This window comes from Variovorax monticola (assembly GCF_051216855.1).
GTDB lineage: Bacteria > Pseudomonadota > Gammaproteobacteria > Burkholderiales > Burkholderiaceae_C > Variovorax.
Window position 1 is genome coordinate 424,322 of record NZ_JBPJZP010000006.1, and the last position, 26,694, is coordinate 451,015.

A 26,694-nucleotide genomic window follows, 5' to 3' on the forward strand; every position below is an offset into this window, starting at 1 on the left:
TAGCCATGCCCACACCGTCGTCCAAGAGAACCGAGCTGCGCGTCCTGGGCACCTCGGTCACGCTGACCGAGGCGGTGCGCAAGCAGGCCATGGCGGACCTGGGGCTGCGCATTCATTTCGAAGTGCTCGACGGTTTCGACGCTCAGCGCCAAGCCGTGATGGAGCAGGGCAGCTTCGACGTGTACGACCAGTGGTTCCACAGCGTCGACTGCCTGTGGCCGGCCGGCGCGCTGCAGGCGATCGAACTGGAGCGCATCGCGCACTGGCCGGAAGTCAACGCCCTGCCCAAGACCGGCCGGCTCGCACCGGATTCCCGCTACGGGCAAGGCTGCAACCCGGTCACGCGCCTGTACGTGCAGGCGGACGGCAGCGTGGGCGACGCGCCGAGCGCGCGCATCAGCATGCTGCCGCTCACGCACAACGCGGACAGCTTCGTCTACCTGCCGGGCGAGGTCTCGCAGCTGTTCGACACCACGCAGGAAAGCTGGTCGTGGCTGGTGTCGCCCCAATGCACCGGCCGTGTGGCGCTGCAGGCGGACGCCGCCATCGGCGCGCTCGACGCGGTGCTGGCGCTGCGCGCGAGCGGCGAGATGGCGTTTCGCGACATCAGCAACCTGGAGATCGAAGAGATCGACCAGATGATTGCGCTGCTCATGGCCAAGAAGAAGGCCGGCCTGTTCCGCGGTTTCTGGGCCAACTACGCCGATGCCGCGCGGATGATGATCGATGCCCGCGTGGCCATCCAGAGCAACTGGTCGCCGTCCATCGTGGCCTACGAGAAAGCCGGGCTGGCCTACAGGCTGGCCTGCCCCAGGGAGGGCTACCGCGCCTGGTACGGCGGCATGGGCATCGCTCGCCGCGCACAGGGCCCGAAGCTCGACGCGGCCTACCGCTACCTGAACTGGTGGCATTCGGGCTGGGCCGGCGCGGCGATGGCGCGGCAGGGCTTCTACATCTCCAACCCGCAGCGCTCGCGCGCGCATTTGAGCGCGGCGGAATGGGGCTATTGGTACGAAGGCGAGCCGGCCAGCGAAGACCTTCCGGGGCCTGACGGTAGTATCCTGATCCGCCGCGGCAGCCTGCGCGACGGCGGCTCCTACACCCAGCGAATGAGCAACGTCGCCGTCTGGGACACCGTCATGGACGAGCACAACTACCTGGTGCGCAAATGGACCGAGTTCCTGCGCAGCGGCTGACCACCATCGAGACAAGAGACAGGACTGCACGACAGTGACGAAAAGCAAATGAGTCCGCGAGCCAGCGACCGGGGGCTGACCATCGAACCCGACCCCTCGGTGTCCCCAGCCGCCGAAGCCGGCGAGCGGAAGTTGCGCTACGAGGTGATCCGCAACCGGCTGCGCCAGGCCATTGCCGACAAGCGCATCGTGCGCGGCCTGGTGCTGCTGGAGGGGCCGGTGGCCGACGTGTTCGGCACCAGCCGCGTCCCGGTGCGAAAGGCTTTTCATCTGCTGCACGAAGAAGGGCTGCTGCAAAAATTCTCGGGCCGCGGCTACATGGTGGCGCCGCGCGGCCAGCAGGTGGCGCCCCAGCGGCTGGCCATCGACGAAGCTTCGCTCGGGCAGGACGCGCAGGGCGCTCAGGGCGCAACCATCTTCATTCCCTCGGAAAGCGAGCGCATCCTCGGCGAGTTCGAGCGATCGATTTCCGCCGCCGTCGTGTTCGGTCACTTTCGCATCGACGAAGCGCGGGCCATGAAGCACTTCAACGTGAACCGGGTGGCGTTGCGCGAGGTGTTGAGCCGGCTGGTGGACCGCGGCCTGGTCGAAAAGAGCGCCTATGCGGCCTGGCTGGCCGGCCCGCTCACGGCGCGCGCCATTGCTCAGGACTACGAGGTGCTGCTGCTGCTTGCGCCGGCCGCGTTGCTGGACAGCGCACCGAAGCTCGACGAACAGTTTCTGCTCGGCCTGCGCGCATCCCTGAGCGATCCCGAGGCCGTCGGCACGGAAGAACTGCTGCGCATCGAAAGCCAGATCCATGGGGATTGCCTCTCGAAGCATCCCAACACCAAGATGCGCGGCATCCTTCGGCAGTGCCAGATGCCGCTGATCGTCAACCGCACCTTCGTGCGCATGTTCGAGCAATCGACGAATGCGTTGCTGCTGGACGAGTACCGGGCGATCGTCGAGCATCTTTGCGCACGCCAGTTCGCGTTGGCGGCCGAGGCGCTCGCGGCGCATCTGCAGGCCGCGCGCAAGCGCACCCAGCAGCAACTGAAGGTTCTGGCGGTGCTGCCCGAACCGCAATTCCCCGACTATCTCGTGCGCGTGGCCTGACCGCGGGCGGTGCGAGGCGTACGATCTTCTCAACGGAGGTACACCCACTCATGACCGCACAGACACTGACAGCCACCGCCCGCGCGCTGGTCGCCGGCGACAAGGGCTTGCTCGCCATGGACGAGAGCAACGCCACCTGCAACAAGCGCTTCGCGGCGCTGGGCATCCCGCAGACCGAGGCGGCGCGGCGCGACTGGCGCGAGCTGATCGTCACCGCACCGGGGCTGGGCGACAGCATCAGCGGCGCCATTTTGTTCGACGAGACCATCCGCCAGAAGACGAACGCGGGCCTGCCCTTCGCCAAGGCGCTGGAGGGCGTGGGCATCATCCCCGGCATCAAGGTCGACATGGGGGCGAAGCCGCTGGCCGCGCACCCGGGAGAGACCGTCACCGAAGGCCTGGACGGCCTGCGCGAGCGGCTCGCCGAATACGCTGCGATGGGCGCGCGCTTTGCCAAGTGGCGCGGCGTCATCGCCATTGCACAGGGCCTGCCGACGCGCGCCTGCATCGACGTCAACGCCCATGCGCTCGCACGCTACGCCGCGCTGTGCCAGGAGGCCGGCATCGTGCCCATCATCGAGCCCGAGGTGCTGATGGACGGCGACCATTCGCTCGCACGCTGCGCCGAGGTCACCGAAGAAGTGCTGCACCAGACCTTCGTGCACCTGCGCGCGCAGGGCGTGCTGCTCGAAGGCATGCTGCTGAAGCCGAACATGGTGCTGCCGGGGCAGAAGGCCGCCGTGCAGGACCCGGTCGAGGCGGTGGCCGAAGCCACCGTCAACTGCCTGTTGCGCACCGTGCCCGCTGCGGTGCCAGGCGTGGCCTTTCTCTCGGGCGGCCAGTCGGCGCAGCTGGCTTCTGCCCGGCTGAATGCAATGAACCTCAGGTTCAGGTCGCGCATGCCGTGGGCGCTGACCTTCTCGTTCTCGCGCGCAGTGCAGCAGCCCGCGCTCGATGCGTGGAAGGGCGATGCCGCCAACGTGGCCGCGGCGCAGCAGGCGCTGGTGCTTCGCACCCGCGCCAACCAGGCCGCGCGCCGTGGCGACTACCAAGAACAGGCACAGACCCGCGCATGACGACGCCCCAGGACCTGTACCGCCAGAAGCTGGCCGCTCCCGCCGATGCCGTGCGCCAGGTGCGCAACGGCGACATGATCGTCGTGCCCACCGGCGTCGGCGAGCCGCCCACGCTGCTCGCGGCGCTGTCGGAGCAGCGCCGCGACTTTCGCGACGTGAAGGTGGCGCAGATTCTGGCGATGCGCAAGTACGCCTACCTCGACCCCGAGACCGTCGCGCATGTGCGCCACGTGGCGCTGTTCTTCGGCGGCGCCACGCGCGCGGGCGGGCAGGCGGGCTGGATCGACTTCCTGCCGAACTACTTCTCGGAGATTCCCGCGCAGATCGAGCGCGGACAGATACCGGCCGACGTGGTCTTCAGCATGGCCTCGCCCATGGACGCGCACGGCTACTTCGCCCTGAGCCTGGGCGCCGACTACACCATGGCCGCTGTCGCCCGGGCCCGCGCCGTGGTGCTGGAGGTGAACCCGAACGTGCCCTTTGCCTGCGGCGCCTGCCATGTGCACATCTCGCAGGTGGCCGCGCTGGTGGAAAACGAAGCGCCTGTGATGGAGGTCGGCCTGCCCAAGATCGGCATGGTGCAGGAAGCCATCGGCAAGTACGTGGCCGACCTGATTGACGACGGCTCCACGCTGCAGATCGGCTACGGCGGCATTCCCGACGCGGTGGTGATGCAGCTCACGGGCAAGCAGGACCTGGGCATTCACACCGAGATGATCGGCGACGGCATCCTCACGCTGGTGGAAAGCGGGGCGGTCACGAACCGGCGCAAGAACTACCTGCCGGGCAAGTCGATCGCCACCTTCGCACTGGGCTCGAGCAAGCTCTACCGCTTCATGGACCGCAACCCGGCGCTGGAGATGCACCCGGTGAATTTCACCAACGACCCGGCGCTGGCGGGGCTGAACGACAACCTCATCGCCATCAACGCGACGATGCAGATCGACCTGTTGGGGCAGTGCGGCTCCGAGAGCCTGGGCTACGCGCCGTATTCGGGCACGGGCGGGCAGTCGGACTTCGTGCGCGCGGCCAATCGCTCGCGCGGCGGCAAGGCCTTCATCGTGCTGCCTTCGACGGCCAAGGACGACACCATTTCGCGCATCGTGCCGTCGCTGTCGCCCGGCACGCACGTAAGCACCAGCAAGAACGACATCAACTACGTGGTCACCGAGTACGGCGTGGCGCAGCTGCGCGGCAAGTCGGCCAAGCAGCGCGCGCGCGAGCTGATCGGCATCGCGCACCCGGCCTTCCGGGCGGAACTGACCGAGCAGGCGCAGCGGCTGAAGCTGCTTTAGGCCTGCCAGGCCCGCCGGGCCGGGGCGGTCAGCCCGCCTTGGCCGCCTTCACCAGCGAAGGCGTGGCCTTGTAGCTCTCCGGGAACAGCTTCTTCAGGTCGTCGATCTTCGGCATGTCGTTGATCGCGATGTAGGGCTGGCTCGGGTGCAGCGTCAGGTAGTCCTGGTGGTAGTCCTCGGCCGCATAGAAGGGCTTGGCGGTCTCGATGGTGGTCGCCAGGGGCTTGCCGAAGGTCTTGGCCTGGTTGAGCTGCGCGATGTAGTCCTTGGCGATGCGGGCCTGGTCGGCGTTCTCGGCGAACACGGTGGAGCGGTACTGCGTGCCGCTGTCGGGGCCCTGGCGGTTCAGCTCTGTCGGGTCGTGCGCCACCGAAAAATAGATTTGCAGCAGCTTGCCGTAGCTGACCTGCTGCGGGTCGTAGGTGATGCGCACCGATTCGGCATGTCCGGTGCGGCCCGAGCCCACTTCGTCGTACCGCGCCGTCCTGGCGTCGCCGCCGGCGTAGCCCGACACGGCATTGCTCACGCCCTTGACACGCTGGAACACGCCCTGCACGCCCCAGAAGCAGCCGCCCGCGAACACGGCGGTCTCGGTCTTGGCGGCGGCCGGCGCCGTCAGGTCGGCGGTGGGGGCAGGCACGCGGCGGGCGGTTTCGGCGAAGGAGGGCACCGCGTGCCACACCAGGGCGGCAGCGGCCAGCGTGCCGGCAGTGAGTGCGATGGATTTCATGAGGTGAGTTCCTTGAGGAATGCCTTGGTAGGCAGTGGAAAGCGGGTTCTCGCGACATTGACGCCGAACCGGCCGGGCGTCAATGTCGTTTGCGGCGCTCGGGAAGGGCGCTTACTTCTTCATCTCGTCCTTGCCCATGCTGTCTTTCTTCATGGCGTCCTTGGACATCGAATCCTTCGCCATGGAGTCCTTGGCCATCGAGTCCTTCTTCATGCCGTCCTTCGACATGGAGTCCTTGGCCATCGAATCTTTCTTCATGCCGTCCTTGGACATCGAGTCCTTGGCCATGCCGTCTTTCGCCATTTCGTCCGCGGCGAAGGCCGAGGCGCCGGCAAAGGCCATGCAGGTTGCGAGCAGGGTTGCGGTGAGCTTGTTCATTGGGAGTCCTGGGTAGTGTTTGGATTTCGTTTCAAAGATCGGCCTGGTTACACGACAAGTGCATTCGGCCTCGCGCTTTCTTCGGCAGTCGAGCGGCTGTGGCGGCCCCTCAGCTCCCTCCGAACCAGTTGTAGCCCTGGTCTTCCCAGTAGCCACCTGAGTAGGTGTTGGTGACGAACATCGCCTTGATGTGCTTCGGGTTCTTGTAGCCAAGCTTGGTCGGCATGCGCAGCTTCATCGGAAAGCCGTACTTGGGCGGCAGGGGCTGGCCGTCGTAGCTCAGCGTGAGCAGCGTCTGCGGGTGCAGCGCGGTGGGCATGTCGATGCTGGTGTAGTAGTCGTCGGCGCACTTGAAGCCGACGTACTTGGCGGTGGTGTCGGCGCCGATGTGGCGCAGAAAGTCGGCAAAGCGCACGCCGCCCCATTTGCCGATGGCGCTCCAGCCTTCCACGCAGATGTGCCGGGTGATCTGGTCGTGCTGCGGCATCGCGCGAAGCTCGGCCAGCGTCCAGGCATGCTTGTCGGCGACCATGCCGGTCACTTCGAGCTTGTAGCTGGCCTCGTCCACCTCGCGCACTTCGTCTTCGCCGTAGTACGCGTTGAAAGGGAAGGGGCGCGTGATTTCAGCCTCGGTGTAGGTCGGTGCCAGTTGGCTCGAACTGAAGATCAGGCCCTGCACCTTGTCGTTGAAGCGCGAGATCTTCGTGAGCGCCGCTTCGACCTGGGTGTTGTCGCTGATGCTGCAGCCCGTGAGCAGCGACAGGCCGCCGAGTGTCAGCGAGCGCTGCAGGAAGGCGCGCCGCGCGGGCTGGTCGAGCTTCTTCGCGATCAGCGTGCGGGCTTCGCGCAGCACGGCGTCGCCGTCGACGCCGGTGAGGGTGGGGGCTTTGAAGATGTTCATGAGACGGGTCCGGGGGGTGCGGTTCAGGCCTTGGGCAGGTGCCGTGGCGTGCGGCCGCGCAGCATGGTGAGCAGCGTGCGGGGCACCAGCGCCACCATCACCAGGTGCACGACAACGAAGGCGAAGATGGCCGCCATCGCGAAGAAATGAATGCGGCGTGCGAACTCGTAGCCGCCCAGCAGGTCGCGCAGCACCGCGAACTGCACCGACTTCCACAGCACCAGGCCCGACAGCACGATGACGACCAGGTCGAGCATCACGAACAGGTAGGCCAGTTTCTGGACGTTGTTGTAGCGGCGCGGGTCGGCGTGCGAGAGCTTGCCCTTCAGCGCGGCCAGCGCGTCGTGCAGCACGCCGCTCGGCGTCACAGGGAAGAACTTGGCCGCCAGCCGGCCGCTCGCGATGTTCACCGCCAGGTACACGAAGCCGTTGAACACCAGCAGCCACATGGCCGCGAAGTGCCACTGCAGCGCACCACCGAGCCAGCCGCCGAGCGTGACCACGGTGGGGATGGTGAAGGGGAAGAACGGCGCCGCGTCGTAGATGCGCCAGCCGCTGGTCACCAGAATCACCACGGCCAGCGCATTGAGCCAGTGCGTGATGCGCATCCAAAGCGGGTGGATGGGCCGTGCGTCCACCGGTGCGGCAAGAGGGGCGATGGCTGTGCTGTTCATGGAGCGGATTGTTGGGCGCACCCCATGGCCGATTCATCACGCAAAGTTCAATTAATCGTGATAACTCCCCGAGCCGTATCGCAGGACAATCGGCTCCATATGGACACCCCCAAACGCGTGCTGATCGTCGAGGACGACGCCCACATCGCCGAACTGCTGCGCATGCACCTGCGCGACGAGGGCTACGAGGTGCAGCACGCCGCCGACGGCCACGCCGGGCTGCGCGAGCTGGAGCGGGGCAACTGGGACGCGCTGGTGCTCGACCTGATGCTGCCCGGCGTCGACGGGCTCGAAATCTGCCGCCGCGCACGCGCCATGACGCGCTACACGCCGATCATCATCATCAGCGCCCGCTCGAGCGAGGTGCACCGCATCCTGGGGCTGGAGCTGGGCGCCGACGACTACCTGGCCAAGCCCTTCTCGGTGCTGGAGCTGGTGGCGCGCGTGAAGGCGCTGCTGCGGCGCACCGATGCGCTGGCGCGCAATGCGCGCATGGAGTCGGGCAGCCTCACGCTGGGCAACCTGGACATCGAGCCGCTGGCGCGCGAGGTGCGCCTGGACGGCAAGCCCATCGAGCTCACGCCGCGCGAGTTCGACCTGCTGTACTTCTTCGCGCGCAACCCGGGCAAGGTGTTCTCGCGGCTCGACCTGCTCAACCAGGTGTGGGGCTACCAGCACGACGGCTACGAGCACACGGTGAACACGCACATCAACCGCCTGCGCACCAAGGTCGAGGCCGACCCTGCGGAGCCGCGGCGCATCCTGACGGTGTGGGGGCGCGGCTACAAGCTGTCGGCCTCCGGCAGCGCGGAGGACGTGTCGTGAGCGCCGCGCCGGGCCGCCCCGAGCAAGCTCGCTCCCGCTCGGCGGGAAGGCGCGCAGCGCCAAGGGTGCACCGATGATCGCCTGGGCCACGCTCTCGCGCAGGCTTTCGGCCGTGTTCGCGGTGCTGCTGCTCGTGTGCTGCGGCGCTTCGGTGTGGCTGCAGGTGCGCTCGCGCGGCTTGCACGAGCAGGAAGTGGTCCAGCGCCTGTCGAGCGGCCTGGCGGCCCACATCGCCGAGAACACCGAGCTCATGAAGCCCGGCGGCCTGAACCAGGACGCGGTGAAGGACCTGTTCGACAAGCTGATGGCGGTCAACCCCAGCGTCGAGGTCTACCTGCTGGGGCTGGACGGCCGCATCGAGGCGCAGGCCGCGCCGCCCGGCCACCTGAAGCGCGACAAGGTCGATCTGGGCCCCGTTCGCAAGCTGCTGGCCGGCGCACCGCTGCCCATCGCCGGCGACGATCCGCGCAGCCCGACGGCGTCGAAGGTGTTCAGCGTGGCGCCGCTGCGCATGGGCGGACGCGACGCGGGCTATGTGTACGTGGTGCTGCAGGGCGAGGACCTCGACGCGCTGGTCGCCAACGCCGCAGCCGACAACGTGCTGCGCACCATGCTGTGGTCGATGGGCCTGGTGGCGCTGCTCGGGCTGCTGGCCGGCCTGGCGGCGTTCCGGCTCATCACGCGCCCGCTGCGCGAACTGACCACGGCGGTGAAGCGCTTCGAGACCGAGGGCATCGCCTCGCTCGAGAGCGAAACGCCCACGCTGGAGCGCCTGTCGCAAGGCACCGACGAGATCGCGCAGCTGGGCCAGGCCTTCACGCAGATGACGCGGCGCATCGCCGAGCAATGGCGCGAGCTCACGCTGCAGGACCAGCAGCGCCGTGAGCTGTTCGCCAACATCTCGCACGACCTGCGCACGCCGCTCACCTCGCTGCACGGCTATCTGGAGACCTTGCTGCTGAAGGCCGGCACGCTCGACGAAGCGGAGCGACGGCGTTATCTGGAAATTGCGCTGGGCCAGAGCCGCAAGGTCGGCCGCCTGGCGCAGGAAGTGTTCGAGCTGGCGCGGCTCGAATACGGCGTGGTCAAGCCCGAGAAAGAAAACTTCGCGCTGGCCGACCTGGTGCAGGACGTGTTCCAGAAGTTCGAGCTGGCGGCCGAGGCGCGCCACCAGCGCCTGAAGCCCGACATCGCGCCGGGCCTGCCGGTGGTGTCGGCCGACCTCGGCATGATCGAGCGCGTGCTGACGAACCTGCTGGACAACGCCATTCGCCACACGCCCGCGGGCGGCGAGATCACGGTGCAGCTGCGCGCGGAGAACGCGGGCGTGACGGTGCATGTGAGCGACACGGGGCCGGGCATTCCGGGCGACCTGCAGAAGGCGCTGTTCATGCGGCCCGTGTTCATGAGCGGCTCGCGCACCGACAGCGCCAGCAGCGGCGGGCTGGGCCTGGTGATCGTCAAGCGCATCCTGCAGCTGCACGGCAGCGACATCCGCCTGGTGCAGCAGCCCGACAAGGGGGCGGTGTTCCGCTTTCAGCTCGGCGGCGTGGCGGGGGCCTGACGGGGCCTCAGGGGTTCGTCAGGCCCCCGCACGCGCGCCGTGCGCAGTCCCCCGATTCAGCAGGGGCGCGCGGCCGCAGCGCCCGGGCGCGTTGCCGAACTCGTCGTGCTCTCGTCGACCGTGCCGAGCGGGCGCGTGAACGTGCAGCCGTAGTGCACGTCGGCCACCGTGGCCGGCGTGAGCACGTCGTCGCCGGCCGGCTTCACCGACGGGTTGCGCTCCCACTGGACCATCGCGTCGAAGGCCTCGACCTGCTCCTTCAGCGTGAAGTCGCAATGCGTGATGCCGCGCACTGCGCGCTGCACCAGCCATTGGCTGTTGCCCTTGGCGGCCACGCGCTTGTTGTAGATCTGCTCCATGCTGAAGGGCACATACAGGTCGCCCAGGGTGTGCAGCGTGACCACCGGAATCTTGAATTCGCCGTTGGCCTTGGGAATCCAGCGCAGGCCGTCGGTGCGCAGGCGGTTCGCGTCCGTCGCCGCGGTGAGCTTGAGCACCGAGGCGTTCAGCGTGTTGGTTCCCGGGATGTCGGCGTCGATGGTGTAGGTGAAGCGGTTGGTGTCCAGCGTGTTCTTGTTCAGGATGCCGGTGACCGTGCCGTCGCTGCCGAACACGCCCCACACGGCGGCGAAGGAGCCGCCCGACTTGAAGCCCAGGTCGAACATCGGGCGCGGGCCGCCGGTGAGGTTCTGGATCACCGAGGCGTACTTGGTGCCGGTCGCCGTGGTGCTGATGTCGGGCGGCGAGGTGGTGAAGTTGGTGAACAGCCGGGCACCCACCTGCGCGGCGATGTCGGCCCAGTTGGGGGTGGGGTACTTCGGCAGGCTCGCCAGCGCCTGGGCCGCGACCTGCGCGCCCGCGAAATAGTCGAACAGCTCGGTGTCGCCCACCACGCCGCACATCGGCACCGCGCCGTTGTACTTCACCTTGTGGTTGGCGGTGGCGTAGGCCTCGTCCTCGATGGCGGCCGCCGTGATGTGGCCGCCCATCGAGTGGCCGGTGATGAAGGTCTTGGACGGCGCGGCCAGGGTGCGGCCGTTGGCCTTGGCGATGGCGGCGAACTGCAGCGCCAGCGCGTTGGTGTCTTCCACGCCCACGCGCACGTCGTAGTAGTTCTTGCTGTAGCTGGAGGCGGCCCAGGCGTAGCCGTTCTGGATCAGGTAGCGGCGGATCGACGGGTCCGTGACGCTCAGCACGTTGCCTTCGCCGGCGTAGCCGTGCGCATACATCACGAGCTCGCCGTTCCAGTTGGCGGGCACCTCGACGTGGTACTGGGCCCCTCCGAGCATGCCGGCCCAGCGGCTGGTGCTGCTGTTGACGACCGTGTCGCTGACGTCGGCGGCCAGTGCGGCGAAGGTGGTGGCCGTGGGGTCCGCCGGTGCAAAGGACGTGCGGCTGTCCTGCACGCGGGTTTCTTCGGGAGCGGGTGCGGGGGGCGGCGGTGGCGGCGCCGGCGGGTTCGGTGCAGGGGCTGGCGGGACAGGCGTGAAGGCAAAACCGTTGCCGCCGCCGCTGCCACTGCCACCGCCGCAGGATGCGACGACGAGGCTGGCTGCCAGGGCAAGAAGTGTCAGGCGCGCTGAATGCATGGGTGTCTCTCTCCGTTCTTGTGGGTCTTGGGAAGAAAAACCGACGCAGCACCTCTCACCCGGTCGCAAAGAACGACCGTGCTATTTCGCTGAGCCGGCGGCGCAGCGTAGGGTGCTTGGGGTGTGTGGCGCTGCGGGGTTTCCCGCAGCGGCTATCGCCTGCGCGACAGGGACGGTGTCAGTTCTTGCGGCGCGTGACGACCACCGTCGCCTCGAGGCCTTCGTAGGCCTCGGCGTCGCCATACCAGCTGCCCGAGATGGGCGCGGCCTGCGCCGGGTCGCGCGAAACGCCCACGCGAATGAGCTGCCCGCTGCCCATCAGGTTGTTGGTCGGGTCGAAGGCCAGCCAGCCGACGCCCGGCAGGTAGGCCTGCAGCCAGGCGTGCGTGGTGCCGGCGCCGGTCATCGAGTCGCCCTGGGCGTGGGCCGCGTTGTCGAGCGCGGCATCGTAGATGTAGCCCGACACGAAGCGCGTGGCAATGCCCAGGCGGCGGGTGGCTTCCATCATCAGCAGCGCGTAGTCGCGGCAGCTGCCGCTGCCCAGCGCCAGCGTTTCCAGCGGTGGTTGCGTGCCTTCCTCGTCGCGGGCCTTGTACGCCAGGCTCTGGCCGATGTGCGCGTTCATGCGGGTGAGCACTTCGCGGGTGCTGTTGGGCTTGTCGGTGTGCAGGAACTGGTGGGCCCAGCGAATGAGCGTGCCCTGGTTGTCGTCTTCGTGGTGCGGGCGCAGGTAGTGCTCCAGGTCGAGGCGCTCCTGCAGCGTGTAGGCGAAGGGCAGGAACTCGGCGGCCGGGTCGAGCGCCAGCTGGTCTTGCTGCGCCGGCACGTGCTCGATGGTGAACGAGCACACGATGCGCAGTTCGGTCGCCTCGCCCATGGGCTGTACCAGGGCCACGGAATTCGAGTGAGGGTCTTGAATGAGCCGGGTGAACGCCTGCGGGCTCACCTGCAGGTCGGTGGCCAGCACGCGCAGGTCGTGGCTGTCGCGGGGGCGGAACATCACGCGGTGCAGGCCGAAAGTGACCGGCTTGTTGTAGCGATAGACGGTGGTGTGCAGGATGTCGTACTGGGTGGCCATGCGTTGCATTCTGGGGCCTGCGCAAGGCAAGCGGGCGAATAGTGGAATAGGGGCACGCATGCCGCACAATCGCCGCCCGCCCGGTGTTCCGGCCCGCTCGCCCTCATCCTTTCGCTCACAGGGGAACCATGTATTGCGCCACCTTCATCTTCGCCAAGAAGCAATTCGACGACACGTTCCACCGCCTGGACCAGACCATCGCCGAAGCCGCGAAATCGCTGCCCGGCTACCTGGGCGAGGAGACCTGGGAGAACGCGGGCAACGGGCTGGTGTCGAACGTGTACTACTGGGAGTCGCTGGAAAGCCTGCAGGCGCTGATCCGGCATCCCGTGCACCAGCAGGCCAAGGCCGGGCAGGCGAACTGGCTCGATGGGTACAAGGTCGTGATTTCGCAGGTGGTGCGCACTTATGGCGACGAGCGGATCGATCACCTGCTGGCACCCGTGGTGGTGGCCTGAGTTCGGGGCGCTCGCTCAGAGCCTTTGCGTGCCGAGTGCCTTGGCCAGCGCTGCAGGCAAAGCCAGCGGCTCTCCATGCCATTGCGCGGCGAGCAGTTCTGCGCACAGCGCCGCGAAACTCAGGCCGCGCGAACCCAGCGCGGTGCAGGCCCACAGGCCCGGTGCCTGCGCATCGATGGCACCCACCAGCGGACGGCGGTCGCCCGAGGCGCAGCGAATGCCGACCCAGGTGCGGACTTCGGCGTGGTCGAAGGCCGGGGCCAGCGCGCAGGCCGCCGCCGGGTGCAGCCGCGCCAGGCGTGCGCGGTTCGCCTCGGTGTCCGCCGCGCTGGGGGCCAGGCGGGTGCTGTCGCGGTCGAAGGTCGCGCCCGCCAGCCAGATCGGGTGGCCGTCGCCGTGCGGCACCTGCGCGACCAGATGGCCGTCGCCGTTGATCGGCGTGGCGGACAGGGCGATGCTTTCGGTCATCCGTCCCCAGGCGACCTGGCCACGCACCGGTTGCAGAGGAAGTCCTGGCGCAAATTGCCCCGACTCGAAGCCGGCGCAGACGACCACGCGGTCCGCGTCGACCAGCAACTCGCCGGACGAATCGAACAGTTGGCAGCCGCTTGCGTCGTGCGCCAGGCGCGCCACGCGGGCCCCGCCACGAAACACGACGCCCGGCTGACGCAGCCACTGCGCGATCAGCCGGTGCGGCCGCACCCAGGCCGCGCGCGCATGCCAGAGTGCCGGCGCATCGCCCGGCAGGCCTGCCGCCTCCAACCGGTCGGCATTCGCAGGCCACGATTCATTGGGACCGTCGGCGCTCCATCCCGGGGGCACGCGCACATCGCCGTCCGGCCGGCGCTCCAGCACGCCGGTGGCGCGCCAGTCGTGGCCTTCTTCCAGCAGCCGCGTCAGCTCGGCCCAGGTGGCGCGGATGCCGGCACGCGTCAGGCGCGACAGCAAGGCGTCGTCGGGCGACACGTGCGGCGCGAGCATGCCCACCGGCAACCCGGACGCGCCGCCGGCCGGCTGCACGGCGGCGTCCAGCACCGTGACCTGCCAGCCGCGCCGCGCCAGGCTCGCCGCGACAGCGGCGCCCGCCAGCCCGGCGCCGATGACGGCACAGCGGCCCGGTGCGTCGATGCGCTGCGGCGCGGGCCCGCGCCGGCGCACCGTCCAGGCGGGTGCGAACACGCCGCGCAGGCCATCGGCCGCCTCGACGATCGTGAAGCCGGCCTGCGCGAGCGCATCGCGCACAGGATGTGCCGCGTTCCAGGTGGCGATGCCCGTGCCTTGCCGCGCAAAGCGCGCGACGGCTTTCAGCGTGTCGCCCGACCACATCGCCGGGTCCTGCTGCGCGCCGGCGCCGTCCAGGAAGAGGCTGTCCGCCTCGAAGCGCTGGGCGCGCAGCATCGGCTGCACATCGCCGACGCACAGGGTGAGCAGCACATGGCCGTCGTCGAACGCCAGCCGGTGAAAGCCGGTCAGCAGGCCGTGCCATTGCGCGACCACCTCCGTGGCAAGCGCTGCGAGTTCGGGGTGCGCCTGGGCGGCGCGCAGCAAGGCGTCAGCCGAAACCGGGCGCGGCTCGACCGACACGAAATGCAGCATGCGCGGCCGCTCGGGGTCGGAGCGCCACGCGTGCCACGTTGTCAGGAAATTGAGGCCCAGGCCGAAGCCGGTTTCGAGAATCAGCCATTGCGGCTGTCCGGCCCACGCCTTGGGCAATCCGCAACCGTCCAGGAACACAGGGCGCGCTTGCGCCGGTTCGGCGGCCACGGCGGGGAAGGGGCTCAGGCGGCCGGGGGCGGCACGTAGCCCTGGACGACGTCGGCGCCTTCGCCGAAGAAATGCTTTTCCATCTGGCGTGCCAGGTACTGGCGGGCGCGCAGGTCGGCCAGGTTGAGCCGGTTTTCATTGACCAGCATCGTCTGCTGCTTGAGCCAGGCGGCCCAGGCCTCCTTGCTCACGTTTTCCCACAGGCGCTTGCCCAGATCGCCTGGGTAGGGCGGGAAGTCGAGCCCTTCGGCCTCTTTGCCGAGTTTAATGCACTGAACCATGCGTGCCATTTCGATTGCCTTTGAACGGGAAAAGTGGGGTAAGCGGGTGCTTAGTTGATTTAGCTATTTAGAACTGAGAACTTGGTCGTTCCAGTTTCTATATGCCGTATTGAGAATACACAGCTTCATCGATATGCCTTTTCAGAGCAAGACACCATGAGCATTCGCCGCGACTTTATCAAGCTTTCCCTGGGTGCCGGCGTGGCCGGTGCTTTGGCCCTGTCGGCGTTGCCGACGTTCGCGCAAGGCGCCGCGGCTGCCAACAAGGGCCCCGTGACGCTGCTGAACGTGTCTTACGACCCGACGCGCGAGCTGTACGTGGACTACAACCAGGCCTTCGCCAAGTACTGGAAGGCCAAGACGGGCCAGGAAGTGACCGTCAAGCAGTCGCACGGCGGCTCGGGCAAGCAGGCCCGCTCGATCATCGACGGCATCGATGCCGACGTGGCCACGCTGGCGCTGGGCGGCGACGTCGACGCGCTCGTCACCCACGGTGGCCTCGTCAAGCCCGACTGGCAGAAGCGCCTGCCGCACAACTCCGCCCCCTACACCTCGACCATCGTGTTCCTGGTGAAGAAGGGCAACCCCAAGGGCCTGAAGGACTGGGACGACCTGACCAAGGCCGGCGTGCAGGTGATCACCCCCAACCCCAAGACCTCGGGCGGTGCCCGCTGGAACTACCTGGCCGCGTGGGAATTCGCCAAGCGCAAGTACGGCAGCGACGCCAAGGCCAAGGAATACATCGGCAACCTGTTCAAGAACGTGCCCGTGCTGGACACCGGCGCGCGCGGCTCGACCATCACCTTCGTGCAACGCGGCGTGGGCGACGTGCTGCTGGCCTGGGAAAACGAAGCCTTCCTGGCGCTGAAGGAATTCGGCCCCGACAAGTTCGAGATCGTGGTGCCGTCCATCTCCATCCTGGCCGAGCCCAGCGTGGCGGTGGTCGACAAGGTGGTCGACAAGAAGGGCACGCGCGCCGTGGCCGAGGAATACCTGAAGTACCTGTACTCCGACGAAGGCCAGGACATTGCCGGTCGCAACTTCTACCGCCCGACGTCCGACGCCGCCAAGGCCAAGTACGACAAGCAGTTTCCCAAGCTGACGCTGGTGACCATCGACTCGGCCTTCGGCGGCTGGGCGAAGGCCGACAAGGAGCATTTCGCCGACGGCGGCTCCTTCGACCAGATCTACGCACCCAAGCAAAAGTAAATCGCCGTGTCCGTTCTTCTGATTGCCGGCAGCCCTTCCGCACCCTCGCGTTCCACCGCCTTGCTCGAGGCGGTGGGCGAGCGGTTGGCGAGCCGCCACGCGCGCATCGAGCGCCTCTGGATCCGCGACCTTCCGGCGCAGGCGTTGCTGCTGGCCGACTGGAACCACCCGGCCATCGTCGCCGCGATCGCCAAGGTGACCGAGGCCCGCGCCATCGTGGTGGCCACGCCGGTCTACAAGGCGGCCTACAGCGGCGTGCTGAAGGTCTTTCTGGACCTGCTTGCGCAGAACGCGCTCAAGGGCAAGACGGTGCTGCCACTGGCCACCGGCGGCAGCCCGCACCACATGCTCGCGCTCGACTACGCGCTGCGGCCCGTGTTGCAGTCGCTGTCGGCGCGCCACATCCTGCCGGGCGTGTATGCCAGCGATTCGCAGATCACGCTGACGCCCGAGAACGCCTACCAGGTGCACCCCGAGCTGGCCGAGCGTCTCAACGAGGCCGTCGAGGTGCTCGCCACCGAAGGGCTGAAGCTGCCGCCGGTGCACGGTTTCGAGTCGGTGCCGTTCTCGCGCGTGCGATGTAGCGTCTGAAACAAGGCTCGCCCCCAGGCTGCGCGCACGTCGTGTCGCGGCGCCTTCCCCCTGCCGGGGGCAACACCTGAGGACCGGCAAAGCCGGTTCCTCGGTGTTTCACTAAAGATTTCCCAGCTGCCTTCAGAGCCGCTGAGGGAGCGCTTTGGCCTGAAGTTTCTGGAACCCAAGGAATCCACGCATGAACCCCGTCGCCACCGAAGACTCCGTGCTCGAAGTACCGCCGCGCTCCTTCTTGCGCGGCCTGCGCGATCTGCTGATCAGCGCCCTTGTGGTGAGTGCCATCGCGCTCATCGTGAGCTTCATCTCCGCCGCGTCGGCCCATGCCCAGGGCAAGGACAAGGGCGAACTGCGCATCGGCTACCAGAAGTCGGCCAGCCTGTTCGTGCTGCAGAAGGCACAGGGCTCGCTGGAGAAGCGGCTCGCGCCGCTGGGCTTCGGCGTCAAGTGGGTGGAGTTTCCGGCCGGCCCGCAGCTGCTCGAAGGCCTGAACGTCGGCGCCGTCGACGTGGGTTTCGTCGGCGAGGCGCCGCCCATCTTCGCGCAGGCCGCGGGCGCGAAGTTCGTCTACTTCGGCTTCGACCCGGCCGCGCCGCGCGCCGAGGCCATCCTCGTCACCAAGGACTCGCCCATCAAGTCGGTCGCCGACCTCAAGGGCAAGAAGGTGGCGCTCAACAAGGGCAGCAACGTGCACTACCTGCTCGTGAAGCAGCTCGAGAAGAACGGCCTGAAGCTCTCCGACATCCAGCCCATCTACCTGGCGCCCGCGGACGGCCGCGCCGCCTTCGAGAGCAAGAACGTCGACGCCTGGGTGATCTGGGATCCGTTCCAGGCCGCCGCCGAGAAGGCCACCGGCGCCCGGGTGCTGGCAGACGGCACCGGGGGCGGTGCCGGCACGCCCGACGTCGTCAACAACTACCAGTACTACCTGGGCGAACGCGCCTTCGTGAAGAACAATCCCAAGGTCATCGACGCGCTGTTCGCCGACTCGGTGGAGCAGGGCATCTGGCTCAAGAAGAACCTGCGCCAGGCGGCCGAGCTGATCGCGCCGCTGCAGGGCCTGCCGGTCGACGTGGTCGAGCTGGCGCTGCGCCGCTACGAGTTCAACGTGAAGCCGATCACGCCGGCCGTCGCGGCCGACCAGCAAAGGATCGCCGACACCTTCCATGCGCTGAAGCTCATTCCCAAGGCCATCAAGGTCAGCGACGCCATCGTGACCGCGCAGCCCTGAACCGGTCTCCACCTCTTTCAAGCACACCGCCATGACACGCATTTCCGTTCCCCGTCGCCGCCTGATCCAGGGCGCCGCAGCCGCCATCGTGCTGCCTTCGTTCGCCGCCTTGGCACAGGCGCCCGCGCGGCAGTTCCGCATCGGCAACCAGAAGGGCACGCTCAACATCCTCAAGGGACGCGGCACGCTCGAGAAGCGGCTCGCGCCCCTGGGCGTCACGGTCAAGTGGACCGAGTTCACCGCCGGGCCGGTGCAGCTCGAGGCGCTGAACGTCGGCTCCATCGACTTCGGCGACGTGGGCGAAGCGCCCCCCATCTTCGCGCAGGCCGCCGGCGCGCCGCTGGCCTACGTGGCCGCCACGCAGCACCGCCCGCAGACCGAGGCCGTGCTGGTGCCCAAGGGCTCCGCCGTGAAGACCGTGGCCGACCTGAAGGGCAAGAAAATCGCGCTCAACAAGGGCTCGAACGTGCATTACTTCATCGTCAAGCTGTTCGAGAAGCATGGCCTGGCGTACGCCGACCTGAACCTGGTCTACCTGCCGCCGGCCGACGCGCGCGCCGCCTTCGAAAAGGGCTCGGTCGACGCCTGGGTGATCTGGGACCCGTTCCTTGCCGCCGCCGAGAAAACGCTGGACGCGCGCATCCTGGCGGACGCCACGGGCGTGGTGGGCAACCGGGCCTATTATTTCTCGTCCCTCGACTACGTGGCGAAGAACGCCGACGTGCTCGCCATTGCCGTGGACGAGCTCAACAAGGTGGACGCCTGGGGTTCCGCGAACAAGAACGAGCTGGCCGCCGAACTGGCCGCGCTGTGGGGCCTGCCCAAGCCGGTGGCCGACGTCACCGTTGCCCGCACGGCCTACGGCATCACCCCGATCACCAAGGCCATCCTGGCCGAGCAGCAGCAGATCGCCGACACCTTCTTCGCGCTGAAGCTCATCCCCAAGAAGATCAACGTGCTCGAAGCCGCTGGCGCAGGGGTGGCGTGATGCAGATCTTCTGGTTTCTTCCGACACACGGGGACAGCCGCTACCTGGGCACCAGCGAGGGCGCGCGCCCCGTCGACCTGGCCTACCTGCAGCAGATTGCCGGCGCGGCCGACAACCTGGGCTACGAAGGCGTGCTCATTCCGACGGGCCGCTCGTGCGAAGACCCGTGGGTCATCGCGTCCAGCCTGATCGGTTCGACGAAGAATCTCAAGTTCCTGGTGGCGGTACGCCCCGGGCTGCACCAGCCCAGCCTGGCCGCGCGCATGGCCGCGACCTTCGACCGGCTCTCGGGCGGGCGGCTGCTGGTGAACCTCGTCACCGGGGGCGACCAGTCCGAGCTGGAAGGCGACGGCGTGTACCTGGACCATGCCTCGCGCTACGAGCAGTCGGCCGAGTTCATCCGCATCTGGCGCGAGATCCTCGCGCGCAGCCATGACGGCCAGAGCTTCGACTACGAAGGCAAGCACCTGAGCGTGAAGGGCGCCAAGCTGCTGTACCCGCCGGTGCAAAAGCCGTATCCGCCCGTGTGGTTCGGCGGCTCGTCGGCCGCCGCGCACGACCTGGCCGCCGAGCAGGTCGATGCCTACCTCACCTGGGGCGAGCCGCCGGCCGAGGTGGCGAAGAAGATCGCCGACGTGCGCGCCCGCGCCGAGAAGCAGGACCGCAAGGTGGAGTTCGGCATTCGCCTGCACGTGATCGTGCGCGAGACCGAAGACGCCGCCTGGAAGGCCGCCGAAGCGCTCATCAGCCGCGTGGACGACGACACCGTCGTTCGCGCTCAGGCCGCCTTCGCGCGCATGGACTCCGAAGGCCAGCGCCGCATGGCCGCGCTGCATGCGGGCGGCGCCAAGCGCTCGCGCGCCGACCTGGAGATTTCGCCCAACCTGTGGGCCGGCGTGGGCCTGGTGCGCGGTGGCGCCGGCACCGCGCTGGTGGGTGATGCGAAGACCGTGGCAGCGCGCATCGAGGAATACGCCGCGCTCGGCCTCGACAAATTCATTCTGTCGGGCTACCCGCACCTGGAAGAGGCCTACCGCTTCGCCGAGCTGGTGTTTCCGCTGCTGTCGCGCAAGGCCCGTACCAAGCTGTCGCCATTGGCGGGCGGCTCGCTGAGCGGTCCGTTCGGCGAGGTCGTCGCCAATCTCGATGCGCCTTCGCGCCTCGTCTCCCAAAGCTGAAGGACGCCCATGACCGAACAAGTTCATGACCTGCCGGCGGCCGTGCCGGCCGAGCGCGCGGGCAACCCGTTCAAGGCCTTCGCCATCGGCGTGGTCCACCGGCTGGTGCCGTGGCTCGTGCCCGTCGGGCTCATCGTGTTCTGGCAGATCGCGTCGTCGCTGGGCTGGCTCAGCACCCGCGTGCTGCCGGCGCCGGTCGACGTGCTCAAGGCCGCATGGACGCTCACCGCCTCGGGCGAACTGTGGACGCACGTGAAGGTCAGCGCAGGCCGAGCGCTGGCCGGGCTGGCCATCGGCGGCGGGGCAGGGCTGGCACTGGGCCTGCTGACGGGCTCGGTGAAGTTCGCCGAGACGCTGCTCGACTCCACCATTCAAATGGTGCGCAACATTCCCGCGCTGGCGCTGATTCCGCTGGTCATTCTGTGGTTCGGCATCGACGAGTCGGCCAAGCTGTTCCTGATCTCGGTGTCGGTGTTCTTCCCGATCTACCTGAACACCTTTCACGGCATTCGCAACGTGGACCCGCAGCTCATCGAGATGGGCCGCACCTATGGCCTGACGCGCTGGCAGCTGTACCGCGAGGTGATCCTGCCGGGCGCGCTGTCGTCCATTCTGGTGGGGCTGCGCTTCTCGCTGGGCCTGATGTGGGTGATCCTGATCGTGGCCGAGACCATTTCGGCGCAGGCCGGCATCGGCTACCTCACGATGAACGCGCGCGAGTTCCTGCAGACCGACATCGTGCTGGTGGGCATCCTGCTGTACGCGCTGCTCGGCAAGCTGGCCGACCTGTTCGCACGCGGCCTGGAGCAATGGTGGCTGCGGTGGCATCCCGGCTACCAGAAGAAGGCGAAGTGAGGGCATGGACATGACGCAATTCCCCATTTCCCGACGCACCGCCATCGCCACGCTGGGCGCGCTGGGCGCCACCGCGGCCTTTGCGCAAGGCGCTGCCGCCGGGCGGGCCGCAACCGTGCGAATCGGCTATCAAAAGTCTTCCACGCTGATCGCTGTGCTGAAGGTGCAGGGCGCGCTCGAAAAGCAGCTCGCGCCGCGCAACGTGAGCGTGAGCTGGCACGAGTTCACCAGCGGCCTGCCGCTGCTGGAGGCGCTGAACCTCGACAACCTGGACATCAGCGCCGACGTGGCCGACACCGTGCCCGTGTTCGCTCAAGCGGCCGGCGCCGACCTGACCTTCATCGCGCAGGAAGCGCCGTCGCCCGCCGCGCAGGCCATCGTGGTGCGTGAAGACTCGCCGCTGAAGACCGTGGCCGACCTCAAGGGCAAGAAGGTCGGCTTCGCCAAGGCGGCCGGTGCGCACTACCTGCTGATCGCCGCGCTGGAGAAGGCCGGCCTGTCGTTGAAGGACATCGACGCCGCGTACCTTACGCCCGCCGACGGCCGCGCCGCCTTCGAGAAGGGCGCCATCGACGCCTGGGTGGTGTGGGACCCGTTCCTGGCCGCCGCGCAGCGCCAGTCGAAGGTGCGCGTGCTGGCCGACGGCACGGGCATCGCCTCTTACCAGCGCTACTACCTCGCGAGCACCAAGTTCGCGAAAGCGCGGCCCGACGTGCTGCGCGTGGTCTACGCCGAACTCGAAGAGACCGGCAAGTGGGTCAAGCAGAGCCCGAAGGACGCCGCCGCATTGCTTGCGCCCGTGTGGGGCCTGGACGCCGCGACCATCGAGCAGGCCAACGCCCGCCGCAGCTACGCGGTGCGGGCCGTGGTGCCCGAGGCCCTGAGCGAACAGCAGCGCATTGCCGATGCCTTCTTCGCCGAGAAGCTGCTGCCCCGAAAAATCGATGCGCTGAATGTGGCGCTGTTCAAGCCCGGAGCCTGACACCATGAGTGCCGTACTGAAAGACATCCAGCCCCAGGCCCCATCCCAGGCCATCCCCGGTGGCGTCCGCCTGGAGGCCCGCGGCCTGCACAAGCGCTACGGCACACGCGAGGTGCTGCGCAACACGCGCCTGACCATCGAGCCGGGCCAGTTCATCGCCATCGTCGGGCGCAGCGGCTGCGGCAAGAGCACGCTGCTGCGGCTGATTGCGGGGCTCGAGGAGCCGAGCGACGGTGGCCTCTACACCGACGGGCGTGCCGTGCACGGCCTGCACGACGACACCCGCATCATGTTCCAGGAGGCGCGCCTGCTGCCGTGGCGACGGGTGCTCGACAACGTGACGCTGGGCCTGCCCAGCGACGCCAAGGCGCGCGGCAAGGAAGTGCTGGCGCACGTGGGACTGGCCGACCGCGAGAACGAATGGCCGGCGCGCCTTTCGGGCGGCCAGCGCCAGCGCGTGGCACTGGCGCGCGCGCTGGTGCACCACCCGCGGCTGCTGCTGCTCGACGAACCGCTGGGCGCGCTGGACGCACTCACGCGCATCGAGATGCACCGCCTCATCGAGAACCTGTGGCAGCGCCACCGCTTCACCGCGCTGCTGGTGACGCACGACGTGCAGGAAGCCGTGGCGCTGGCCGACCGCGTGATCCTGATCGAAGACGGGCGCATCGCGCTCGACGAGAACATCGCGCTGGCCCGCCCGCGCTCGCAGGGCGACCCGGCCTTCGCGGCCATCGAAAAAAGAATCCTCGACAGGGTGCTGCAGAAGCCGGAAAACACCGCGCCAGAGAGCACCGACGCAAGCTGGCTCAACACCCCCGCGCACGCGCTGCGCTGGGCGATCTGAGCGTCTTCATCCCCCCTTGTCCCTTTTGCCCAACTGAAAGGCAGCTGTATGTCGCAGAACTGGAAATTCGAAACCCTGTCGGTGCACGCCGGCTATTCCCCCGAACCCACCACGCGCGCCGTGGCCCCGCCGATCTACCAGACGGTGGCCTACGCCTTCGACAGCGCGCAGCACGGCGCCGACCTGTTCGACCTGAAGGTGCCGGGCAACATCTACACCCGCATCAACAACCCGACGCAGGACGTGCTCGAGCAGCGCGTGGCCGCGCTCGAAGGCGGCATCGCGGCGCTGGCGCTGGCCTCGGGCCAGGCGGCGGTGACCTACGCGATCCAGACCATCGCCGAGGCCGGCGACAACATCGTCAGCAGCACCGCGCTGTATGGCGGCACCTACAACCTGTTCGCCCACACGCTGCCGCAGTTCGGCATCACCACCCGCTTCGCGGACCACCGCGATCCGAGCAGTTTCGAGAAGCTGTTCGACGACAAGACCAAGGCGGTGTTCGTGGAGTCGCTGGGCAACCCTGCCGGCAACGTGACCGACATCGCGGCCATCGCCGAAATTGCGCACCGCCACGGCGTGCCGCTGATCGTCGACAACACGGTGCCCTCGCCGTACCTGAGCCGGCCCATCGAGCACGGCGCCGACATCGTGGTGCACTCGCTCACCAAGTACCTGGGCGGCCACGGCACCAGCATCGGCGGGGCCATCGTCGACTCGGGCAAGTTCCCGTGGGCCGAGCACAAGCAGCGCTTCAAGCGCCTGAACGAGCCCGACCCCAGCTACCACGGCGTGGTCTACACCGAGGCGCTGGGCCCGGCGGCCTACATCGGCCGTGCGCGCGTGGTGCCGCTGCGCAACACGGGCGCGGCCATCTCACCGTTCAACGCCTTCCTGATCCTGCAGGGCATCGAGACGCTCGCGCTGCGCATGGACCGCATCAGCAGCAACGCGCTGGCCGTGGCGCAGCACCTGAAGAAGAACAAGGCCGTGAAGTGGGTGAACTACGCCGCGCTCGAAGACCACCCCGACCACGCGCTGGCGCAGAAGTATTTCGGCGGCAAGTCGAGCGGCGTGCTGACCTTCGGCATCGGTGCCGGCGCCGATCCGCGCGCCGGCGGGGCGAAGTTTCTCGATGCGCTGAAGCTGTTCACGCGCCTGGTGAACATCGGCGATGTGCGCTCGCTGGCCACGCACCCCGCATCGACCACGCACCGCCAGTTGTCGCCCGAGGAGCTGGCCCGTGCTGGCGTCACCGAGGACACGGTGCGCCTGTCGGTGGGCATCGAGCACATCGACGACCTGATTGCCGACCTCGACCAGGCGCTGGCTGCAGCGTCGAACTGAAACACCTCACGAAACCATGACCACATTGCAAGCCATTCCCGAAGCCGCGCTGGACCAGCTGTTCCGCAAGGCCCGCACCGTGCACGCCTTCAAGCCCGTGCCGGTGAGCGACGAACTCATCCACCAGCTGTACGACCTGCTCAAGTGGGGCCCGACCGCCTTCAACGCCCAGCCGGCGCGCTACGTGTTCGTGCGCAGCGAAGAGGCCAAGGCCAGGTTGAAGCCGGCCGTGTCGTCCGGCAATGCCGCGCAGACGCTGGCCGCCGGCGTCACGGTGATCGTGGCGCACGACACGCGCTTCTTCGAGCATCTGCCCGCGCAGTTCCCGGCCTACGACGCCAAGCCCATCTTCGAGAACAGCGCCGAGGCGGCGCAGGCCACGGCGTTTCGCAACAGCAGCCTGCAGGGCGCCTACCTGATCCTGGCGGCGCGTTCGCTGGGGCTGGACGCGGGACCGCAGTCGGGCTTCAACGCCGAGCTGGTCGACAAGACCTTCTTTGCGGACGGGCGTTACCGCGCCAACTTCCTGGTCAACCTCGGCGTGGCGGACCACGCCGGCACCTTCGAACGCGGGCCGCGCCTGGCGTTCGACGAGGTGGCCGAGATCGTCTGACGACGCCCCTCGATTCCATTGCTTCTTGCTTTCCTGAACGAATTTCCTCCACCTGAAAGAGAACCCATCATGTCCATCCAAGCCATCAACGTGCGCAACCAGTTCAAGGGCAAGGTCCGCGAAATCATCCGCGGCGACGTCGTCTCCGAAGTCGATGTCGAAACCGCCTGGGGCATCGTCACCTCGGTCATCACCACGCGCTCGGTCGACGAGCTGCAGCTGAAGGTGGGCTCCGACGTGGTCGCGCTGGTGAAGTCGACCGAAGTGTCCATCGCCAAGCTCTGAGCGCGCCCGGCCAGCGCCCGACCCGGTGCCTTTGCGGGCGCCGGGTTTTTTTACGCCCCGCCACGGCCCGGGCATTCCATATACGGATTGGTTCTAAAGAATCGCCTTTTCAGTCGTTTGACCTTCGGGCTCATGCTTCTACAGTGGTGGTCATCGCCATCAAGGCGGATGCAATAAACCCCCGCACAACAGGAGCCGAAGCCCATGTCAGTGGAATTTGAAGACGTCGTTGCGTTGCCGCCCGCCCTCGAACAGGCCAAGGCCCTTGCAACCGGAGCAGGATGGGCCTACGCCGGCGGCGTGACGCCGCCCGTGGCCTGGGAGCTGGTGAAAAGCGGACAGGCCGTGCTGGTCGATGTGCGCTCCGGCGAAGAGCGCAAGTTCGTCGGCCATGTGCCCGAAAGCGTGCACGTGGCCTGGGCCACCGGCACGGCGCTCACGCGCAATCCCCGCTTCGTGCGCGAGCTGGAAGCCAAGCTGGCGAAGGACGGCGGCAAGGAGGCCGTGGCGCTGCTGCTGTGCCGCAGCGGCAAGCGATCGGCGCTGGCGGCCGAAGCCGCTGCCAAGGCGGGTTTCACGCAGGTGTTCAATGTGCTCGAAGGTTTCGAGGGCGAAATTGACGCGGGCCAGCACCGCGGCGGCTCCGACGGCTGGCGCTTCCACGGCCTGCCGTGGGTACAGGACTGATCCCATGGCCCATTTCGAAGTGAGTGACATCGTTCGCGCGCTGCACGCCGTGCGAGACGAATGGCGCGATTCCCAGCGCCGCTCGCGCGAGCCCGGCGCGCGCGAATTTCCTTCGCGCGACGCGTTGACGCAGATCGTGGAGTCGCTCAAGGGCGCGCTGTTTCCGATGCGGCTCGGCCCGCCCGACCTGCGCCACGAGAGCGAAGACTTCTACGTCGGCCACACGCTCGACGCAGCCCTGCAGGCGCTGCTGACGCAGGCAAGGCTCGAGCTCAACTTCAATGCGCGCCTCGAGCCGCGCCCCGCGAGCGACATTGACGACGCGGCCACGGACGCCATCCGCAAGTTCGCGAATTCGCTGCCTGCGCTGCGCCGCCTGCTCGACAGCGACGTGCTCGCCGCCTACCAGGGCGACCCGGCCGCACGCAGCGTCGACGAGGTGCTGCTGTGCTACCCCGGCGTGCTCGCGATGATCCACCACCGCCTGGCGCATGCGCTGTACAAGCTGGGCCTGCCGCTGCTGGCGCGCATCGTGGCCGAGCTGGCGCACGGGCAGACGGGCATCGACATCCACCCCGGCGCGCAGATCGACGCGGGCTTCTTCATCGACCACGGCACGGGCGTCGTGATCGGCGAGACGGCCATCATCGGCAAGCGGGTGCGGCTGTACCAGGCCGTCACGCTCGGCGCCAAGCGCTTTCCGACCGACACCGAAGGCAACCTGCAGAAGGGCCTGCCGCGGCATCCGGTGGTGGAGGACGACGTGGTCATCTATGCCGGCGCGACCATCCTCGGGCGGGTCACGCTCGGCAAGGGCGCGGTCATCGGCGGCAATGTGTGGATCACCGACGACGTGCCCCCGGGCGCGAGCGTCACGCAGGCGAGCCTGCAGAACGCACCGAAGGCGGGTGGCGCATGAGCCGCCGGGCCGCGCCCAAGGCGAATACCGCAGCGCGCAGCGCGGAGGTGCTCCT

At 68.0% G+C, this 26,694-nt stretch carries 28 protein-coding genes; 20 read left to right on the top strand and 8 right to left on the bottom strand.

What is annotated here, in order from left to right:
• Positions 1 to 5: 5 nt before the first annotated feature.
• Genes ACSFA5_RS23055 through ACSFA5_RS23070 form a run of 4 tightly spaced genes read left to right on the top strand, consistent with a single transcriptional unit; the run spans position 6 to position 4,665 of the window.
• Entirely contained in the window at positions 6 to 1,196 is a 1,191-nt protein-coding gene (locus ACSFA5_RS23055) for an ABC transporter substrate-binding protein (protein WP_435446359.1), read from the top strand.
• Between the two features lie 48 nt (positions 1,197 to 1,244).
• The gene (locus tag ACSFA5_RS23060; protein WP_435446360.1) at positions 1,245 to 2,294 is read left to right on the top strand and encodes a GntR family transcriptional regulator; all 1,050 of its coding nucleotides are present in this window, start codon (positions 1,245 to 1,247) and stop codon (positions 2,292 to 2,294) included.
• A gap of 50 nt (positions 2,295 to 2,344) precedes the next feature.
• Entirely contained in the window at positions 2,345 to 3,370 is a 1,026-nt protein-coding gene (locus tag ACSFA5_RS23065; RefSeq protein ID WP_435446361.1) for a class I fructose-bisphosphate aldolase, read from the top strand.
• Positions 3,367 to 4,665, top strand: a complete 1,299-nt coding sequence (locus ACSFA5_RS23070) for an acetyl-CoA hydrolase/transferase family protein (RefSeq protein WP_435446362.1) — start codon at positions 3,367 to 3,369, stop codon at positions 4,663 to 4,665. The genes ACSFA5_RS23065 and ACSFA5_RS23070 overlap by 4 nt, the downstream gene beginning before the upstream one ends.
• Positions 4,666 to 4,693: 28 nt before the next feature.
• Here ACSFA5_RS23070 and msrA read toward each other — a convergent pair whose 3' ends face one another.
• From msrA to ACSFA5_RS23090, 4 genes are all read right to left on the bottom strand, one after another.
• Positions 4,694 to 5,395, bottom strand: a complete 702-nt coding sequence (gene msrA, locus ACSFA5_RS23075; RefSeq protein ID WP_435446363.1) for a peptide-methionine (S)-S-oxide reductase MsrA — start codon at positions 5,393 to 5,395, stop codon at positions 4,694 to 4,696.
• A 111-nt stretch (positions 5,396 to 5,506) separates the two neighbouring features.
• Entirely contained in the window at positions 5,507 to 5,773 is a 267-nt protein-coding gene (locus ACSFA5_RS23080) for a pentapeptide MXKDX repeat protein (RefSeq protein ID WP_435446364.1), read from the bottom strand.
• A 109-nt stretch (positions 5,774 to 5,882) separates the two neighbouring features.
• The gene (locus tag ACSFA5_RS23085; protein WP_435446365.1) at positions 5,883 to 6,674 is read right to left on the bottom strand and encodes a molybdopterin-binding protein; all 792 of its coding nucleotides are present in this window, start codon (positions 6,672 to 6,674) and stop codon (positions 5,883 to 5,885) included.
• A 23-nt stretch (positions 6,675 to 6,697) separates the two neighbouring features.
• Complete coding sequence (locus ACSFA5_RS23090) at positions 6,698 to 7,348, bottom strand: cytochrome b/b6 domain-containing protein (RefSeq protein WP_435446366.1); 651 nt, start codon at positions 7,346 to 7,348, stop codon at positions 6,698 to 6,700.
• A 99-nt stretch (positions 7,349 to 7,447) separates the two neighbouring features.
• Here ACSFA5_RS23090 and ACSFA5_RS23095 point away from each other — a divergent pair, with 99 nt between their 5' ends.
• Together ACSFA5_RS23095 and ACSFA5_RS23100 are read left to right on the top strand one after the other, a co-directional pair.
• Positions 7,448 to 8,173, top strand: a complete 726-nt coding sequence (locus ACSFA5_RS23095) for a response regulator transcription factor (RefSeq protein WP_435446367.1) — start codon at positions 7,448 to 7,450, stop codon at positions 8,171 to 8,173.
• A gap of 73 nt (positions 8,174 to 8,246) precedes the next feature.
• A complete protein-coding gene (locus tag ACSFA5_RS23100; protein ID WP_435446368.1) occupies positions 8,247 to 9,737 on the top strand; it encodes a sensor histidine kinase in 1,491 nt (496 codons plus the stop codon).
• 56 nt (positions 9,738 to 9,793) lie between these two features.
• Here the strand turns inward: ACSFA5_RS23100 and ACSFA5_RS23105 are convergent, their stop codons facing one another.
• On the bottom strand, positions 9,794 to 11,326 hold the full coding sequence (locus tag ACSFA5_RS23105) for an alpha/beta hydrolase family protein (RefSeq protein ID WP_435446369.1): 1,533 nt from the start codon (positions 11,324 to 11,326) through the stop codon (positions 9,794 to 9,796).
• A 178-nt stretch (positions 11,327 to 11,504) separates the two neighbouring features.
• Positions 11,505 to 12,404: a transglutaminase family protein gene (locus ACSFA5_RS23110; protein WP_435446370.1), complete on the bottom strand. Its 900-nt coding sequence runs from the start codon at positions 12,402 to 12,404 to the stop codon at positions 11,505 to 11,507.
• Positions 12,405 to 12,532: 128 nt separating this feature from the next.
• Between ACSFA5_RS23110 and ACSFA5_RS23115 the strand changes: the two genes are divergently transcribed.
• Positions 12,533 to 12,862 (top strand): antibiotic biosynthesis monooxygenase family protein, encoded by a 330-nt coding sequence (locus tag ACSFA5_RS23115; RefSeq protein WP_435446371.1) that lies wholly within the window; start codon positions 12,533 to 12,535, stop codon positions 12,860 to 12,862.
• 15 nt (positions 12,863 to 12,877) lie between these two features.
• Here ACSFA5_RS23115 and mnmC1 read toward each other — a convergent pair whose 3' ends face one another.
• Positions 12,878 to 14,626, bottom strand: coding sequence for an FAD-dependent 5-carboxymethylaminomethyl-2-thiouridine(34) oxidoreductase MnmC1 (gene mnmC1, locus ACSFA5_RS23120; protein ID WP_435446372.1), 1,749 nt, complete (start codon positions 14,624 to 14,626; stop codon positions 12,878 to 12,880).
• A 14-nt stretch (positions 14,627 to 14,640) separates the two neighbouring features.
• On the bottom strand, positions 14,641 to 14,916 hold the full coding sequence (locus tag ACSFA5_RS23125; RefSeq protein ID WP_435446373.1) for an oxidative damage protection protein: 276 nt from the start codon (positions 14,914 to 14,916) through the stop codon (positions 14,641 to 14,643).
• A gap of 147 nt (positions 14,917 to 15,063) precedes the next feature.
• Here ACSFA5_RS23125 and ACSFA5_RS23130 point away from each other — a divergent pair, with 147 nt between their 5' ends.
• From ACSFA5_RS23130 to epsC, 13 genes are all read left to right on the top strand, one after another.
• On the top strand, positions 15,064 to 16,116 hold the full coding sequence (locus ACSFA5_RS23130) for a sulfate ABC transporter substrate-binding protein (protein ID WP_435446374.1): 1,053 nt from the start codon (positions 15,064 to 15,066) through the stop codon (positions 16,114 to 16,116).
• A 6-nt stretch (positions 16,117 to 16,122) separates the two neighbouring features.
• The gene (ssuE, locus tag ACSFA5_RS23135; protein ID WP_435446375.1) at positions 16,123 to 16,707 is read left to right on the top strand and encodes an NADPH-dependent FMN reductase; all 585 of its coding nucleotides are present in this window, start codon (positions 16,123 to 16,125) and stop codon (positions 16,705 to 16,707) included.
• A gap of 181 nt (positions 16,708 to 16,888) precedes the next feature.
• Positions 16,889 to 17,938, top strand: a complete 1,050-nt coding sequence (locus tag ACSFA5_RS23140; protein WP_435446376.1) for a sulfonate ABC transporter substrate-binding protein — start codon at positions 16,889 to 16,891, stop codon at positions 17,936 to 17,938.
• Between the two features lie 31 nt (positions 17,939 to 17,969).
• Complete coding sequence (locus ACSFA5_RS23145) at positions 17,970 to 18,926, top strand: sulfonate ABC transporter substrate-binding protein (protein ID WP_435446377.1); 957 nt, start codon at positions 17,970 to 17,972, stop codon at positions 18,924 to 18,926.
• Positions 18,926 to 20,104, top strand: a complete 1,179-nt coding sequence (gene ssuD, locus ACSFA5_RS23150) for an FMNH2-dependent alkanesulfonate monooxygenase (protein ID WP_435446378.1) — start codon at positions 18,926 to 18,928, stop codon at positions 20,102 to 20,104. The genes ACSFA5_RS23145 and ssuD overlap by 1 nt, the downstream gene beginning before the upstream one ends.
• A gap of 9 nt (positions 20,105 to 20,113) precedes the next feature.
• Positions 20,114 to 20,959 (top strand): aliphatic sulfonate ABC transporter permease SsuC, encoded by an 846-nt coding sequence (ssuC, locus tag ACSFA5_RS23155; protein WP_435446379.1) that lies wholly within the window; start codon positions 20,114 to 20,116, stop codon positions 20,957 to 20,959.
• A 10-nt stretch (positions 20,960 to 20,969) separates the two neighbouring features.
• Entirely contained in the window at positions 20,970 to 21,941 is a 972-nt protein-coding gene (locus ACSFA5_RS23160) for an aliphatic sulfonate ABC transporter substrate-binding protein (protein ID WP_435446380.1), read from the top strand.
• A 4-nt stretch (positions 21,942 to 21,945) separates the two neighbouring features.
• Entirely contained in the window at positions 21,946 to 22,788 is an 843-nt protein-coding gene (locus tag ACSFA5_RS23165; RefSeq protein ID WP_435446381.1) for an ATP-binding cassette domain-containing protein, read from the top strand.
• A gap of 48 nt (positions 22,789 to 22,836) precedes the next feature.
• On the top strand, positions 22,837 to 24,135 hold the full coding sequence (locus tag ACSFA5_RS23170) for an O-acetylhomoserine aminocarboxypropyltransferase/cysteine synthase family protein (RefSeq protein WP_435446382.1): 1,299 nt from the start codon (positions 22,837 to 22,839) through the stop codon (positions 24,133 to 24,135).
• A 16-nt stretch (positions 24,136 to 24,151) separates the two neighbouring features.
• Positions 24,152 to 24,748, top strand: coding sequence for a malonic semialdehyde reductase (locus ACSFA5_RS23175; protein ID WP_435446383.1), 597 nt, complete (start codon positions 24,152 to 24,154; stop codon positions 24,746 to 24,748).
• Positions 24,749 to 24,817: 69 nt separating this feature from the next.
• The gene (locus tag ACSFA5_RS23180; protein WP_007829250.1) at positions 24,818 to 25,033 is read left to right on the top strand and encodes a TOBE domain-containing protein; all 216 of its coding nucleotides are present in this window, start codon (positions 24,818 to 24,820) and stop codon (positions 25,031 to 25,033) included.
• 204 nt (positions 25,034 to 25,237) lie between these two features.
• Complete coding sequence (locus tag ACSFA5_RS23185; protein ID WP_435446384.1) at positions 25,238 to 25,720, top strand: rhodanese-like domain-containing protein; 483 nt, start codon at positions 25,238 to 25,240, stop codon at positions 25,718 to 25,720.
• 4 nt (positions 25,721 to 25,724) lie between these two features.
• Complete coding sequence (gene epsC, locus ACSFA5_RS23190) at positions 25,725 to 26,639, top strand: serine O-acetyltransferase EpsC (RefSeq protein WP_435446386.1); 915 nt, start codon at positions 25,725 to 25,727, stop codon at positions 26,637 to 26,639.
• Positions 26,640 to 26,694 lie beyond the last annotated feature (55 nt).